Source organism: Oligoflexia bacterium (assembly GCA_034439615.1).
Lineage (GTDB): Bacteria > Bdellovibrionota > Bdellovibrionia > JABDDW01 > JABDDW01 > JAWXAT01.
In genome coordinates this window covers 79,909-96,130 of sequence record JAWXAT010000009.1, presented here as the reverse complement: position 1 = coordinate 96,130, position 16,222 = coordinate 79,909, and the positions used below count along the sequence as shown (strand labels likewise).

Genomic DNA, 16,222 nt, shown 5'->3' with positions numbered 1-16,222 from the left:
TGATATGTGGTGGGCCCATGAGTATTACCAAATTTTTAGATTTTGATCTTATTGAACCACTTCATCGAGCTGTTAGTGAATCAGGGTATACAACACCCACACCCATTCAAATTGCAGCCATTCCAAATCTTCTTTTAGGAAAAGATTTACTGGGTTGCGCCCAAACAGGCACTGGAAAAACTGCAGCTTTTGCATTACCAATTTTAAATCGGCTGGTTAAATTCGATAGACGCGCTGATAAAAGACAAACGCGGGTTCTTGTTCTAACGCCCACAAGAGAACTTGCTATACAAATTCATGACAGCTTTAAAACTTACGGCAAACATCTGAGGCTTCGTCATGCTGTTGTTTATGGGGGTGTTGGGCAAAACCCGCAAGTTAATGCGCTCTCAAGTGGGGTCGATGTTCTTGTTGCCACCCCAGGGCGTTTACTTGATCTGATTAACCAAAGATTTCTTAGCCTTCAAATGTTAGATGTATTTGTTTTAGATGAAGCTGATCGAATGTTAGATATGGGTTTTATTCATGACATCCGAAAAATCATCGCAATGTTACCTGTAAAAAGACAAAATTTATTTTTCTCTGCAACAATGCCCCCGGATATTAAAAAATTAGCTGACACTATATTAAGAAATCCAGTTTTTGTCGAAGTAACACCTGTTTCAAGTACTGTTGAACTCATTCAGCAATCAGTGATGTATGTGCCACGTGAAAAAAAGAAAGATCTTTTAAAGCATGTCCTTAAAGACACGGCCGTAAGCCGCGTGATTGTATTTACACGCACAAAACATACTGCCAATAAAGTATCTGAAGTACTAGCTCGCATAGGCATTAAAAGTTCAGCTATTCACGGAAATAAATCTCAATCAGCAAGACAGGGTGCACTTGAAGATTTTCGCTCTGGGCGCATTCGAGTACTTGTCGCTACAGACATCGCTGCTCGCGGCATAGATATTGACGACATCACTCATGTTATTAATTTTGAAGTTCCAAATATTTCTGAAAGCTATGTTCATCGCATAGGGAGAACAGCTAGAGCTGGAACAAAAGGAATCGCGATCTCATTTTGTGATGCTGAGGAACGATCATTTATTCGCGATATCGAAAAATTAATTGCTCAACCTATTCCAGTTGAACGAGGCCAGCCCTACCACTCTGATGAAATTGAAAATTCAAGGATTTTATCAAAAGGCAAAGCTAAAGCTGCTATTGAGAGTAAGCAAAGCCGACCACATAATAATAATCGTAATCGAAAATCAAATTGGCGTAAGAGTGCTAGTAGTGGCAACACGAGAAAACAACCTAGATAATAAAATTATTTTTTCCGACGTAAACCACCAAGAACAAAAACCGGAATTCCCAACAATAACATGTTAGCAGCTTTGTCTGTTTTGGTGGGTTTACTCTTAAATGGATTACCTCCACCAGATAAATTACAACCTGCGCGTTGCCTGAGTGGAGTTTTACTTAACTCAAGAATTCCTAAAGACCCAAGTGTTCTTGAAGTGCCCCTCGGTGTTGGTGACGTCTGTGGAGTAGGAGTAGGAGTTGGAATGTTTGGTGGTGTAGGTGTTGGCAAAGGAGTTGGTTGCACAACAATTGATAAATTTGTACTACTTTGACCAAACCACTCAATACCTTCACGAACCATTTGCCATTTTAAATTATATGTTCCCGGTGTACTTGGAGCTGTTACATTAAAGTTAAATGTTTTTGTAGCTCCCGGCGCAATGATTTCATCAGCCGAAAAATGAACTCGGTGAATTCCCCAAGTTTGATTATCAACTGGATTTTGAGAACCTAATTTATATTGATCTGTATTTGTCCATGCAGCATTACCAACATTTTTCATAACTACAGTCACAGAATTTACACTACCCGCTGTCATACTGGAAGCTGCAGACACACTTACAAATTCACTGTTATTAATGGGATGAGCTAAGGTGACTGTTCGATGAGAATTCCATAAACCACAATTGTTACCCCCCGTAGGTGCAGCAATTGCGTAAGCATAAATAGTATGACTCTGATTATTTCGAAGACTTGTGGGAATTATACTTACCGGAACTTTGAAGCCATGATGAGTTAGATCTTCTCCAGGTAATGGTCGATAAATTGAACTACACCACCTAAGCGTGGTTGATTTGCAAGAACCTCTATACCCCATTTTGCAGAACCCACGCCTGGGCCGTCGATAAAAACATGTACTTTAACTGGATGAGCTCCCACATCTTGATCATAAACCCAACCGATAATATTGCCTTCAGCATCGAGCCCATCAAGATGACCTTCAACATAACTAAAATCTACACCAGCACATTTGGCCGCATCTGCGTTTATGTATAAGACATTGTTATTTCCACACACACTTCGTCGATCTGCACTTGCCTGGATCGCTTGCGCACAAGATATTTCTCTTCCTAATTCTTGATGATAGTTAATTGCGTCAGGAAAACTTCGAGCCCCGCCTCCGGGCGTGATTCCATCGAGAATCTGGCTTGGACTAGCATAGAGAAACCATAAAATTCCGACATTTTTTGGTAAACGTTTTGCAATGGCAGCCCATTTAGTTTGTTGATCTCTACTTGGCGCGACACCTGAAGCTGGGTGATGATTATAAGAATCAACCGTCATTAAAATTTCACCGTTAAAAATATTAGCTAGTTTATTGTATTTATCTTCACAAAAACGATACCAATAATCTCTATCAGAACCATCAGTGCTATAGTCGTAACAACTTAAAGAATAATAATCTACGCCAGCGGGTGGTTGATCGAAGTCTTCCCCAAATCTATAATCAAAGTCAAATCCGTAAGAATAACGATATTTTGCAGGGCCAGAGGTCATTAAAAATTTTGCGCCAGGTGGTAATTCACTTTTTAAGAAACGAATCATTTCTTCAAGGTCAGATTTGGAAGCAAGAAAAGCACCCTCAACATGACTTTGATTCTTTTCTTCACTTTGATCTTTGAAATAATGATGCTTTACTAAATGTGAGTACGCTTCATCCAAAAGGTAAAATGCAAATACATCTGATTTTTCCATAAGCTCTTTATAAAGAGGTTTACAGTTTGGAGTATTCCAAATGAGGGCTCGCTGAGCATCTGATTTGGCGTGAATGGATCCACTCACATACACCCCATTGACAAACACCCGATCATCATTAATTAAACAATCAGTGGTATTGATAATAACCTTCATGCCTTTACTTTTTGCTTTGATAGAATCACTCAATAAATTAGAACCGCCCGTGCCCATAAACATGACATTCGTGTAGGGCGTGACTTCGTTCATGTAATGACCAAGATGGTCTGAATGCGCCCAATAATAACCAATGTATTTTAAATTTTGCGGAGAACCAGAATTTTGAAAGCTCACAAAAATAAGTGTGAATAAAAAAATTCCACAGAGTATTTGTTTTGATTTTGTTAGTGCTCTTTGAAATTTCATATTAGCGCCGTCCAGTATTCTATTCGGCTTTATATGAGCTGTACTTTAGTAGAGTTTGCATTATTGGAATTAAAATGAATCCTTAGAACCGTTAGTATCGTCAGGAGGAAACAAACCCTTGGCGTGAGCATTTAAGACGGGATAAACAAGATTACATGCATAGCTATTTACTCGTCGTAATGCCGAAAGCAAATCCATATGGATGTTACTAGTATTAACTGAGTCTTGCATTTTGCGCGAAAGGCGTTGAATGTGGGTTTCTCTCAATTTTTGTTCTTGCATACGCAAATTGTGTTTATTGCGAATCACCTTTTCAGCAAGTTCTTGGTTATTGAGACTAAACGCACTAATTGCTAATTCAAAATTTTCAACTACAAGTCTATGAAATTCTCTAACTTCGATCCAACCCTGTTCACTGAAAGTCACCTTCAAAGTTGATTTCTTTTTGGCGAGAGCTAAGATATTTTTATCAACAACATCACCGATATTTTCTATATCACTCACAAGGGCAATAAGATTCACCACACGCCCGTTTTGTATCTCGGTGAGTTTTTCATCGGTAAGTCGAACAAGATAAAGTTTGATTTCTTTATTGAGTGTATCGATTTTCTTATCGATTTTTTTTAATTCTTCTGTGAAATCAGGATCATCTTTTTCAAAAGCTTGGGGTGATAATCTTACCATCTCAAGAGCATAATCTGCCATACGCAGCATCTCTCGTATTGCATTTGCAAATGCCATGGGTGGTGAACTAAATGATTTTGCATCAAGATATTTTGCGCCAAATTCTTTTTCAGAATGTGGCCTTGGAAAAAGTTTTTCTATAAAACGAGCTCCCCAATTAATAAATGGATAAAATAAAAGTGCTGATGCGATGTTAAAGATTGTATGCGCATTTGCGATTTGGTGAGTGGCATCACCGGCAGTTGCTGAAACCAATACCACAAATGGAGTTGTGAAAAAAAGTATCGCTAGTACACTTATGGCCTTGTAGAAAAAATGCGCAATTGCTACTTGGCGACCAGCATAACTACCACCAAGACTTGCCATCAGAGCTGTGGCAGTTGTTCCTAAATTAGCGCCGTACATCCAAAACATACTATCATACAATGTGATAACACCATTTGTTGCGAGCGTCATAGCAAGACCAATCGTTACCGCACTTGAATGTACAAAAGCTGTAAGTAATGTTGATAATGCAAAAGCTACAAGTGGATTTTCATTAAGATATTTAAATAATTCTTTAAAGCCTTGAATATCTTTTACAACACTAACCGCTTCACCCATCATAAGTAGGCCATAAAAAATAAGGCCAAAGCCAAAGATGATGGTGCCAACTTCTTGCGCTTTTTTACTTTTGCTTAAAAACAAAATAAGAAATCCAAGGATTACGATATAAAGGGCAATGGCTGTTACGTTAAAACTAATTAATTGAACAGTGATAGTTGTGCCAACAGCGGTTCCGATAATTACACCCATTACTTGAGTGAGCGTAACTACACCTGCACTTGCAAGATTCACAAGCATTACTGTAACTGCACTAGACGATTGTAAAAGAACAGTGAGCCCGATACCGCTGAGTATTCCGATGAATTGTCTCTCAGCGAGTTTACTCATAAAAAAGCGAACACGATCAGCGGCTATGATTTGAAGATTAAGTGACGCAACTTGCATTCCATACATAAAAAAACAGATGCCGGCAAAAAGAAGAATCAAATGTTGATACAATGCCATGAAGAGTTATCTCCTTAATATTTTTCGGATTTTTTGCGTAATGACTTAAGTCTGGATCTTATGTGTTAGGACTAGATTTTAGCTTGGTTTTTTGAATTTTAAACTGACAAGAGACCTTGGGCGTATTCGCTAGATGAAAATATTTTGAGATCTGTCATTTTCTCGCCAACACCGATAAATTGAACACCAATACCCACTTCAACTGCTATACCGACAATGACTCCGCCTCGGGCCGTACCATCTAATTTTGTAACGATGAGTCCTGTTACACCAATGGCGTCGTTAAATTGTTTTGCCTGAACAATCGCATTTTGACCACTATTAGCATCAATGACGAGCAAGACTTCGTGAGGGCTTTCTAAGTGCGCCTTACCCATGACTCGTTTTATTTTTTTAAGCTCTTCCATCAAATTATCTTTTGTGTGTAATCTTCCAGCTGTATCAACGATTATCACATCGACTTTTTGGGAAAGGCCTTTTTGAATGCCTTCATAAGCAACGGCAGCTGCATCTACGGTCGTAGACGAAGAATAAAAATCTACTTGTGCACGTTCACTCCATACACTAAGTTGCGCACCTGCAGCAGCTCGAAATGTATCTCCTGCCACGATAAGAACTTTTTTACCTTTGCTTACATAAAAATGTGCAAGTTTTCCGATGGAAGTTGTTTTACCAACTCCATTGACTCCAACAACTAGAACAATGTGAGGAGAAAGTTGTTGGTTATCATTTACTTTTTCTACAGAGTATAAAATAAGGCTTATTTCTTCTTGAAGTGCTTTTTTCACACTTTTGAGATCTCCTAATTCGCCCCTAGAAAGTTTTGAGCGTACCACTCCTAGCAATTTTTCAACTGTTTTTGGACCCAAATCACTGGTGTAAAGAAGTTCTTCTAATGACTCAACAAAAGTACTATCGATTTTTTTAGTACTTAAAACCAGTGCATCAAACTTGTCTGAAAAAGCCTGTCGTGTTTTAGATAATATTGATTTGATATCTCTAGGTGATTCTTGTTTTTGAAGCTCAACCTCTGGACCTCGACCTTGGATCGTGCGCTTTTTGACCCAAACAAATATAGCCACGATAAACGCAAAAAGAGCTAAGCCTACTTGAAGAAGAATTTGTGTATCAAAGTTCATATTCATAAACACTTCGTACGCGATGAATGTTAAAAAGGCAACCGCGACTTTTCACTAGTCTGTATTCCACTTGTTCAATGAAAATTAATCGCAACTCGACTTGTTGGTGTCGCTAGAAAACCTTATTCTTAAATCTGTCTGTCAAATGGAACCAATTGGAAGGAATCAACTATGATTAAGCGTAGAATTTTGTTCGCCGTAGTAGTTTGTCTAATTTGTAGTACGAATAATAACAACGCCCGAGCTCAAGCCACCGATGCACCAAACGCATCATCATCTTCATCGGAGAACAGCGGAGATGAAAATTCATTTGGTAAAAGACCTGACGGTTTTATCTTAGGTGGTGGGTTAAATTGGGGTATCGGTACTGGAGCTAGTTCCACTGGATCTACAGCTTCAAGAACCATGAATACCATCGAGCTTAACGCAGCCCCTGGATGGCAAATTGGTAATTGGGCACCCCAATTATTAGTGGCCTATGATTTTGTCGGTCAAAATACCAAACCCGCTGATGTCACAAACACTAATCTCAGAGGAACAGGTTATCTTATCGGCGTAGGCACAACGTATCACTGGACACGTTGGGATTTTTTAGCGGGTATTGAATTTTTAGGTACATTTACTCAAAGTGAAAAATCAGCTGATGATAAAGTAAGTGCTTTCACAAAACCTTTAGGTTTTCGTCTCGGCAGCTCTTATTACTTTAAAAATAATTGGTCAGCTGATGCACTTTTTCACTATGTACATTACAGCACCAATACTCTAGGCGGTAGCAATAGAGATATTTCATCAGATCGTATGCGTTTTATCACTTTAGCTCTTGGCGTTTCATATCACTTATAAACAAATTAATTAAAAGGAGACACTCATGAAAAAAGGTAAATTATTAGTATTGGTTGTAGCACTCGCAGCACTAGCTGCACTCGCCTTAATTGCTTGCGGTCAAACAGGTGGTTTCGGCGCTGGTGGAAATGTTAGCTTTTTTGGCGCTGGATCATGAAGGAGAATCTAATGAAAAATTTAATTTTAGTAATTGCTGTAATACTCATAAGCACTCAGGCGTTCGCAGTATCAAACCCAAGAAACGTTATCATGAAAATCTACGCTCTTGGCGTTTCAAAAAATGCTGACTGCTCAAACCCAACCCTTGTTATGACGTACCCGGGTGGAAAAGAATTTGATTTTAAAAACGGTTCAAGTCTTGGCGGCGGTGACGTTGCTGATGGAACTTACCCCTGTGTAATTATGCAAATGAGTGATGTCATTCGCTTTGTACCTAACGTAACAGACGGCGTTTGTGTAGCTGGCACGACATACACTTTAGATGTTTGTCGCGCTGGTGGCGGAACCTATACACCCATTTCAAATGGCGTGTTTGGTACCAGTAGAGCATGCACAGGCACAACAGCTGCCCCCATTGATGATAAGGTTTTATTATTCTTAAGCACAACATCAACAAATGCTGGCGGTGGTGGTGGAAGTGCATTTGATCAACCAATCCCATCTCCTAGTGTTAATGGTTTTACGCTTAATGGCGCATTTACAGTAGCCGGCACTCGATCAGCTACGTTTGTTGTTAATTTTGATAACAAAATTGATGGCAGCGGCGCTGCTTGCGATGTGCTTCCACCAGTTTTTGGTTTTAGATAAGTATTTCTAAAATAAAAGGTTTTACAATGGGGCTAATCTCAAAAGATTGGCCCCATTTATTTTTAATTCAAAAAATTATCAGGCATTTAGCTGAACAGAAACCATCTTTGAAACACCAGGATCTTCCATGGTCACACCATAAAGGGTGTTGTTGATCTCCATGGTGTGTTTGTTATGTGTAACCAAGATGACCTGACTGCGCTTAGCCATTTCACGAACAAGGTCGTTAAAACGATAAACGTTGGCGTCATCAAGTGGCGCATCAACCTCATCAAGTAGACAAAAAGGTGATGGCTTATATAAGAATATTGCAAAAATAAGACTTACAGCTGTAAGTGCTTTTTCACCACCCGAAAGCAGTGTTACACTTTGAAGCTTTTTGCCCGGGGGACGTGCCATGATTTCAACACCTGGCTCGCCTGGGTTATCTGCATTTTCAACAAGAATTAACTGAGCTTCACCACCGCCAAAAAGTACGGGGAAAACCTTTTTAAATCTCTCGTTAACAGCTTCAAAGGTATCTCTGAAGCGACGATTACAAATACGATTTATACGATCAATAACCTTACGCAAACTATCCATAGCACTTAATAGATCTTGTTGTTGTTTGGTTAAAAACTCATAGCGCTGGGTGAGTTCTTCATACTCTTGAATTGCTGTGAGATTAACTTCACCGATTTTTTTAAGTTTATCCCGTAAATCATCAAGATCAGTTTGCGCTTGTATTAAATCACCTTCACGATTGGCAAATTGATCAAGCATTTCACTTATATTAACCATGTAACGTTCTAGTAATTGATCAGATAAATACTTTTCATTAAGCCCAGCTTGCGAAAGTTTTAATTGTGCATCACCCATCTCATGAGAAAGGGTGTTGTTCTGACTTTGTAAGATAGATGTTTGCATCTCAAGTTCACGCACTCGAGCAGACATTTGTTCAAATTGTTCTCGTGCAGCTTTTAATGATTCTTCAGCCACACGCACTTGATCAAGTAGTTTATTAAAGTCACTTTTTGCTTCTTCAAGTTGAAGCGCATGGGTTTGAATGCTTTCAACATTTTTACTACTGTCTTCTGCCATGCGTGCAATTTGCATTTCAGCTTCACTTAAATTTTGCTCTAAACGTGCACTTTGTTGTTTAAAACTTTCAACTGATTGAGCTTTGGTCGCAGCTCTGATTTGAGCTTCGGTAGCTTCTAGGCTCAGTCGATCAAGATCAGCCCTTAAGTGGGTAAGTTCAGATTCTAAAGTCTGACTTGCTGATTCAAGATGAGCTTTTTGGGTAGATAAATCTTCTAAAGATTTTTGAGCTAATTCGAGTTGTTGTTTAACCGACTCGAGTTGGCCGCTGAGATTTTCTACTTCACGATTTTGACGCTTCAAAGCTTCTTCAGCATTTTTAAATTCAGCTTCAGAGCGTTCCATATCTTTTTTAAGATCTAAAATTAAAATTTCTTGTTCAAAGCTTTGTTTTTGAGCAGCTTCGAGATCTTTTGCAACACGAGCCACTTGCGCATCAAGTTTTTCAAGAATTGCTACAGCTAAAGCGAGTTTTCCTGAAGCTTCATCTCTTTGTGATGAGAGCTCTTTTATCTCACGTTTTTGTCTGAGAAGACCTGAGTCTGCACTATCGCTGCTACCACCTGTAAGGGTTCCATCAACTTCAAGTACGTCACCCTCAAGTGTCACGAATGTATGATTTTTAAAACCAGCTCGTAAACGAAGTGCTGCTTGAATATCATCAACAACTACAACGCCTTCTAAAATATGAACCAAAGCTTTTTTATGTTGTTCGGGGCATCGCACAAGTTCTTTAAGTAGCCCACGAACACCTGGCTCTGTTTGAATATCATTTGCAAGATCTTGAAGTGAGCCGACTGAAAACCCGCTCTCGTCATCAGCACTTTTGGTTTGCATCAAATCAGAATTGATAAAACTTGATCGCCCAGCTTTTCGCTCTTTTAAAAGCCCAACAGCACTTACGGCACCCTCACTACTCGGAGCAAGAATACTCTGTAAACGCTTACCCAATGCAGCTTCCATGGCAAGTTCGTAATCTTTAGGAACTTCTACAACATCAGCTACAAGCTCAAACCCACCACTAGCAAGTGGTTGTAAACGTTCGCGCTGCCACGTCATGACGTGCTTAACACCTTCTTGAAGACCTTCAAAATTGGCATTAAGAGTTTCTAATCCATAGAGGCGACTAATAACTTTATTATGTTCGTCTTTGAAGTTTTCTAAATCTACACGCTTCGTTGAAGCATCTGCTTTAAGAGTATTAAGATTCTCTTCAAAATTTTGCACATCTTTCATGATGTTTAATTGCATCTGTCTTTGATTTTCCATCGCGTTGTAAGCTTTTTTGCGATGTTCTTCAAATTCTAAGCGCTTGTTTTGCAATTCTGAATGAACCGCTTGAGCATCACCAAAACGTTTTGACAAATCAATTTCTTGTGCAGTGTAGTTGGATATCTTAACTTCAACAGTTGTAAGACCTTGCGCCACAGACATAAAATCACGACGTGTTTGGGTAAGCTTTTCATCGGTCTCGCGAGCTTTTAAAACTTGGAGGGCTGAAATTTCACTTCTTTCGATAGATACTTGATTTAAATGTGTGAGTTCTTGTTCTGAAAGATCTAATTGTGAAGCCACATGATCAACATCGCGTCTGAGAATATCACGACGAGCTGTAATTTCAGATTTTAAGGTTCCGGCCATTTCTTCATTGCGCTTGGTGGTGTCGATCTCAAGTTGGAGCATATTAATAGCAGATTCTTTGCGCTGAGCTTGGCTTTGCAATTCAAAATGCTGACCTTGCTCACTGGTAACTTTGCGTTCTAGTTCTAAGAGCTCAAGCTTAATGCTCTGAAGTTCTGCCATGGCAGTTGCATATTGAGCTTTACTTGATTCTTCACCCATTTGTTTTTCAGTAATGAGTGCGGTAAGTTTTTGAATTTCAGTTTGAATTTCTTGATACTTTTTAGAACTAATCCAGAGATCTAGATCTTGAACTTGATTTTTTAATTCTTTATACCGCTCCGCACGCTTAGCTTGACGTTGCAGACTATCTAACTGTCGACGCAATTCGCCGATGATGTCATTAAGACGTACAAGATTTTGCTCAGTACTTTCTAATTTTCTTTGTGATTCGCGTTTTCTTACTTTGAATTTTGTGATCCCTGCGGCTTCTTCAATGAGGGTTCTTCTATCTTCAGGTTTAGCGGTGATGATTTTACCGATTTGACCTTGCTCAACAATAGAGAAGCCTTTAGAACCTGCGCCTGTATCCATGAAAATATCTACGATGTCTTTAAGTCGGCTTGGTTCTTTGTTGATAAAGTATTCGCTCTCGCCTGAACGATGTAAGCGACGCGTGATCATGATCTCTGAAAATTTCGCCCACTTAGCAGGAAATGGTCCGCCGTCATTTTCGAGGGTCAATGAAACCTCAGCCATTCCTAATGGCGAGAAGTTCTCACTACCATTAAAGATGACATCTTCCATTGAAGCACCACGCAAATGCTTTGCACTTTGCTCACCCATGACCCAAGTAAGAGCGTCAACGATGTTGGATTTGCCACACCCGTTAGGGCCGACAATACCAGTGATTCCAGAATCGAAATTGATGACAGTTCGGTCTTTGAAACTCTTAAAACCGATAAGTTCCAGTCGTTTTATTTTCAATTTTGCATCCCCAAAAGATTAAGTTTTTATTTTTGAATCGCCGCTCTAGCCGCTGCTAAACGTGCGATTGGCACTCGATACGGTGAGCAACTTACATAATCAAGACCAGCGCGATGAAAAAACTCAACACTCGCCGGGTCTCCGCCGTGCTCGCCGCATACCCCTACTTTGAGATTAGGCTTCGATTTTCTGCCTAAATCAACAGCTAATTTAACAAGTTGCCCTACTCCGCGTTGATCAATGCTTACAAAGGGATCTTTCTCAAAGAGACCAGCTTGTACATAGTTTCCTAAGAATTTACCAGCATCGTCACGAGAAAGTCCAAGGGTGGTTTGTGTGAGATCATTGGTGCCGAAGCTAAAAAAATCAGCTTCAATTGCTATCTCATCAGCCGTGAGAGCAGCTCTTGGAAGCTCTATCATGGTTCCGACCAAATATTTAAATTGAGCACCTGTTTGCTTTTTTACTTTGTTAACTTCAGTCTCAACCAATTGGCGCATCATGTGAAATTCTTTTGCAGTATTGATCAAAGGAATCATGATTTCAGGAATAATAGTAAAACCTTTTTTTAATTCAAGCTCAGCAGCTGCCTCAGCAATAGCCCTTGCCTGCATCGCATAAATTTCAGGATACGTTACAGCCAATCGGCATCCACGATGACCGAGCATGGGATTAAACTCATGGAGTGATTTTACTTTGCTTTTTAATCGACCAAGCTCAACACCTAATTTGTCAGCTAAAACTTCTATCTCAGCATCAGCTTGGGGCACAAATTCATGGAGCGGCGGATCAAGTAGTCTAATAGTTACAGGAAAACCCTTCATTTCTTCAAAAAGCTGTATAAAATCGCTTCGCTGCATGGGTAAAAGTTTTGCCAGGGCTTTTTCACGATCAGCTTTATTTTCAGCCACAATCATTTCACGAACAGCATCAATTCTTTCAGCATCAAAAAACATATGCTCAGTTCGACATAATCCGATGCCTTCGGCTCCAAATTTTCGGGCAACTCGAGCATCGTGTGGAGTATCTGCGTTTGCTTCAATACCAAGGCGTCTGTATTTATCAGCAAGTGTCATGAGAGCATCAAAATTACCACTTAAACGAGGTTCAACCGTTTTCACTTCACCTAAGAAAACTTCACCCGTACTACCATCAAGGGTGATGATATCCCCTTTTTTCAAAACATGGCCTTTGGCATGAAGTTCTTGACGGTCTATATCGACTTCGATTTCACTGCACCCGGCTACACAGCATTTTCCCATTCCGCGAGCCACAACGGCGGCATGACTTGTCATACCTCCGCGACTTGTAAGAATACCTTGTGCTACGATCATGCCGTGAATGTCTTCGGGTGAAGTTTCAACGCGTACTAAAATACATTTTTTGCCTGCTTCTGAAAACTTTTCAGCCTCTTCAGGGGTAAAAACAATTTGCCCACAAGCTGCACCCGGGCTCGCAGGTAAACCCCGTGCAATTTGATTTTTCTGTGCTTTTGGATCAAGTGTCGGGTGCAAAAGTTGATCAAGTTGTTGAGGCTCAACACGCATCAAAGCTTCTTGTTCGGTAATGAGTTTTTCACCTAGCATTTCAATTGCAATACGAACAGCTGCTTCAGCAGATCTTTTACCAGTACGCGTTTGAAGCATCCAGAGTACATTTTGCTCAATTGTAAATTCGATGTCTTGCATGTCTCGATAATGCTTTTCAAGTTTATGATAAATCTCAACGAGCTGCTTATAGGCTTGAGGCATTATCTCTTCTAAGCTGGGAAGCTTTTTACCCGAATCTTTAGAAGCCTTTTCACTATCAATTTTAGTAATTGATTGGGGCGTACGAATTCCAGCAACTACATCTTCACCTTGGGCATTAACTAAAAACTCACCAAAGAATTTCTTCTCTCCAGTTGAGGGGTCGCGGGTAAAAGCAACGCCTGTAGCAGAATCATCGCCGCGATTGCCAAATACCATCGCTTGAACATTTACGGCTGTCCCCCAGCTTTCGGGAATTTCATGAAGTTTACGATATGTAATTGCTCGAGGTGTGTTCCAACTTTCAAAAACTGCTGATATAGCACCTCGAAGTTGTTCAATGGGGTCAGTAGGAAATCGTTTACCTGTATTTTCAAAAACTTTTTTCTTAAATGAATCACAGAGTTTTTTAAGTTCTTCAGCAGTCAAATCAGTATCATTTTGAATTTTTCTAGCGTCTTTTAAATCTTCTAATTCAATATCAAGAATACTCCCGTTCATATTCATAACAACGTGGGAATACATTTGTATAAATCGCCTGTAACTGTCGTATGCAAATCGTGGATTATTTGAAATTAGAGCAAGACCAGCAGTTGTTTCGTCGTTAAGACCCAAGTTTAAAATGGTGTCCATCATCCCTGGCATTGAAGCTCTAGCCCCTGAACGCACACTTAAAAGTAATGGATTTTTAACGTCACCAAATTTTTTATTTAATTCAATTTCTAAACGCGAAACGTTTTTAAGTACATCTTGCCAAACAGTTTCAGGAAGCTTTTTCCCGGCTTCGTAGAATTTCCCACAAACAGTTGTTGCCACCGTAAAGCCTGGAGGTACGGGGATCCCAATTGAAATCATTTCAGCGAGATTTGCACCCTTACCGCCCAATATGCTTTTCATTGAGGCGTTACCTTCAGCTCCGTCTTTTCCAAAATAAAAAACTGCTTTACTGGCATCAGCCATCGCGTTCACCTTTGAAGGTTTTTGTGTTAATTCCATTTTGCTTCTCGTTAATAATTTTTAAGTTTGTTGCGTACGTAATCTTTAAGCTGTGTCATATCCACTCGGTCTTGAGCCATGGTGTCGCGATGCCTAACAGTTACTTTTTTATCGTTAAGTGTATCGAAATCCATGGTCACGCAAAGGGGTGTTCCGATTTCATCTTGTCTGCGATAACGCTTACCAATACTTGAAGCATCGTCATATTGAGTAACCATGTCTTCAACAAACTCTTCTTGAAGTCGCTGTGTGGGCCCTGAGAGTTCTTCTTTTTTACTCAACGGCAAAAAAGCCACTTTTACTGGAGCAAGTTTTGGATGAAACTTCATAACCGTACGTAAATCATCACCCTCGCCTTCTTCACGATAGGCATCACAAAGAGTCGCAAGAAGTGTTCGATCACAACCCGCACTTGTTTCGATGATGTAAGGTAGGAATTTTTCTTTTGTGGCTTCTTCAAAATATTCTAAATTCTTTTTAGAGAATTCTTGATGGCGACCTAAATCAAAATTAGTACGATTATGGATACCCTCTAATTCTTGCCAGCCAATGGGAAATTCATACTGAATATCAAACGCTGCTTTTGCGTAATGGGCTAACTCACCCTCGCCATGCTGATGAAATCTAAGTTTTGACTTATCAAAACCGTGATCAAGATACCAATTGAGTCGTTTTTCTTTCCAGGTGGCCATCCATTGATCGTCTGTTCCGGGTTTTACGAAATATTGCATTTCCATTTGTTCAAATTCGCGGGTTCTAAAAATAAAATTCCCAGGCGTGATTTCATTTCTAAAAGCTTTTCCAATTTGTGCGATTCCAAAAGGAATTTTTTTACGTGAGGCCACTTGAACATTTTGAAAGTTAACATAAATGCCCTGGGCAGTTTCTGGTCGCAAATAAACAATGGACGCATCTTCTTCAACCGGGCCCATAAATGTTTTAAACATTAAATTGAAATTTCTAGGTTCAGTGAGTTCGCCCTTACAACTGGGGCAATCTTTTGTGGTAATTGTATCTGCACGAAATCGGTTTTTACATTTTTTGCAATCAACCATGGGGTCTGTAAAACCATCCACATGACCTGATGCTTTCCAAACTAACGGGTGCATCAAGATAGCTGCATCGAGACCTTCTATATCTGGTCTGCGGGTCATTGAATTCCACCATGCACTTTTAACGTTTAATTTAAGTTCGATTCCTAACGGACCATAATCCCAACAGGCGTTAATGCCGCCGTAGATTTCGCTACTTTGAAATACAAACCCTCTTCGTTTGCAAAGAGAGACAAGTTTTTGCATATCATCAAGACGCTTACCTTCGGCCATGAGTGATCCTTCTAAAGTGTTGAAACCGCTAAATAAAAAAGTCGCCAAAATGTATCAGGATGCTTCTAAATGAGTCAAGAAAACTGGGTGGGATTTAAGTACTAAAATACTGCTTTAAAGCTAAATCAACTAAGTCTAAAAATTCTTTTGCGGCCTCACTATTTCTGCGCATATCATGCAGCGCTCGCTGGCAAGCCGCAGGGTCTGAGCCACCGGGTATGCCCAAAACCTCAAAAGCATCCCATGTATGACCATTATATTGAAAAAGACAGTTAAGGGATCTCTCTTCTTTAGGCCCCTGGGGGTTGGCTTTTGTGTAATTTTCTCGAGATTCTCTAAATAGGTCTTTCGCCGCTGGATGCCGAAATCGAGCAATTTCGTCTTTTAACGGGGTTGGCCTTTGAGATTTTCGGTTTAAAAACAGTCTCAAAATCAGATAACCCACAATCACAGCATTGATGATCAAAAAGATATTGGCTCTCACTCTTTGATT

12 protein-coding genes are annotated in these 16,222 nt (G+C 39.8%); 4 read left to right on the top strand and 8 right to left on the bottom strand.

All coding sequences use genetic code 11. From position 1 onward, the window contains the following. Window positions 1–17: 17 nt before the first annotated feature. Window positions 18–1,310, top strand: a complete 1,293-nt coding sequence (locus tag SGI74_02815) for a DEAD/DEAH box helicase (GenBank protein ID MDZ4676416.1) — start codon at window positions 18–20, stop codon at window positions 1,308–1,310. 5 nt (window positions 1,311–1,315) lie between these two features. On the opposite strand, the gene SGI74_02810 is transcribed toward SGI74_02815, so the two are convergent. The 4 genes from SGI74_02810 to ftsY all read right to left on the bottom strand — a co-directional run bounded on the left by SGI74_02810 (window position 1,316) and on the right by ftsY (window position 6,329). Next, complete coding sequence (locus SGI74_02810) at window positions 1,316–2,167, bottom strand: NBR1-Ig-like domain-containing protein (GenBank protein MDZ4676415.1); 852 nt, start codon at window positions 2,165–2,167, stop codon at window positions 1,316–1,318. Continuing rightward, complete coding sequence (locus tag SGI74_02805) at window positions 2,086–3,450, bottom strand: hypothetical protein (protein MDZ4676414.1); 1,365 nt, start codon at window positions 3,448–3,450, stop codon at window positions 2,086–2,088. The genes SGI74_02810 and SGI74_02805 overlap by 82 nt, the downstream gene beginning before the upstream one ends. Before the next feature lie 69 nt (window positions 3,451–3,519). Further along, entirely contained in the window at window positions 3,520–5,184 is a 1,665-nt protein-coding gene (locus SGI74_02800) for a Na/Pi cotransporter family protein (GenBank protein MDZ4676413.1), read from the bottom strand. 98 nt (window positions 5,185–5,282) lie between these two features. Then, the gene (ftsY, locus tag SGI74_02795; protein ID MDZ4676412.1) at window positions 5,283–6,329 is read right to left on the bottom strand and encodes a signal recognition particle-docking protein FtsY; all 1,047 of its coding nucleotides are present in this window, start codon (window positions 6,327–6,329) and stop codon (window positions 5,283–5,285) included. A gap of 165 nt (window positions 6,330–6,494) precedes the next feature. Between ftsY and SGI74_02790 the strand changes: the two genes are divergently transcribed. The 3 genes from SGI74_02790 to SGI74_02780 are packed head-to-tail and all read left to right on the top strand — an operon-like array spanning window position 6,495 to window position 7,973. Continuing rightward, window positions 6,495–7,166 carry a hypothetical protein gene (locus SGI74_02790; protein MDZ4676411.1) on the top strand — a complete coding sequence of 224 codons (672 nt, stop codon included), beginning with the start codon at window positions 6,495–6,497 and terminating at the stop codon, window positions 7,164–7,166. A 25-nt stretch (window positions 7,167–7,191) separates the two neighbouring features. After that, window positions 7,192–7,323, top strand: a complete 132-nt coding sequence (locus SGI74_02785) for a hypothetical protein (GenBank protein ID MDZ4676410.1) — start codon at window positions 7,192–7,194, stop codon at window positions 7,321–7,323. An 11-nt stretch (window positions 7,324–7,334) separates the two neighbouring features. Next, window positions 7,335–7,973, top strand: coding sequence for a hypothetical protein (locus SGI74_02780; protein MDZ4676409.1), 639 nt, complete (start codon window positions 7,335–7,337; stop codon window positions 7,971–7,973). A 78-nt stretch (window positions 7,974–8,051) separates the two neighbouring features. Here SGI74_02780 and smc read toward each other — a convergent pair whose 3' ends face one another. The 4 genes from smc to SGI74_02760 form a co-directional block, all read right to left on the bottom strand. Beyond that, on the bottom strand, window positions 8,052–11,660 hold the full coding sequence (gene smc / locus SGI74_02775) for a chromosome segregation protein SMC (GenBank protein MDZ4676408.1): 3,609 nt from the start codon (window positions 11,658–11,660) through the stop codon (window positions 8,052–8,054). A gap of 26 nt (window positions 11,661–11,686) precedes the next feature. Beyond that, window positions 11,687–14,404 (bottom strand): pyruvate, phosphate dikinase, encoded by a 2,718-nt coding sequence (gene ppdK / locus SGI74_02770; GenBank protein MDZ4676407.1) that lies wholly within the window; start codon window positions 14,402–14,404, stop codon window positions 11,687–11,689. Between the two features lie 11 nt (window positions 14,405–14,415). Continuing rightward, on the bottom strand, window positions 14,416–15,729 hold the full coding sequence (locus tag SGI74_02765; GenBank protein ID MDZ4676406.1) for a glycine--tRNA ligase: 1,314 nt from the start codon (window positions 15,727–15,729) through the stop codon (window positions 14,416–14,418). A gap of 94 nt (window positions 15,730–15,823) precedes the next feature. Next, entirely contained in the window at window positions 15,824–16,213 is a 390-nt protein-coding gene (locus tag SGI74_02760; protein ID MDZ4676405.1) for a hypothetical protein, read from the bottom strand. Window positions 16,214–16,222: the final 9 nt, after the last annotated feature.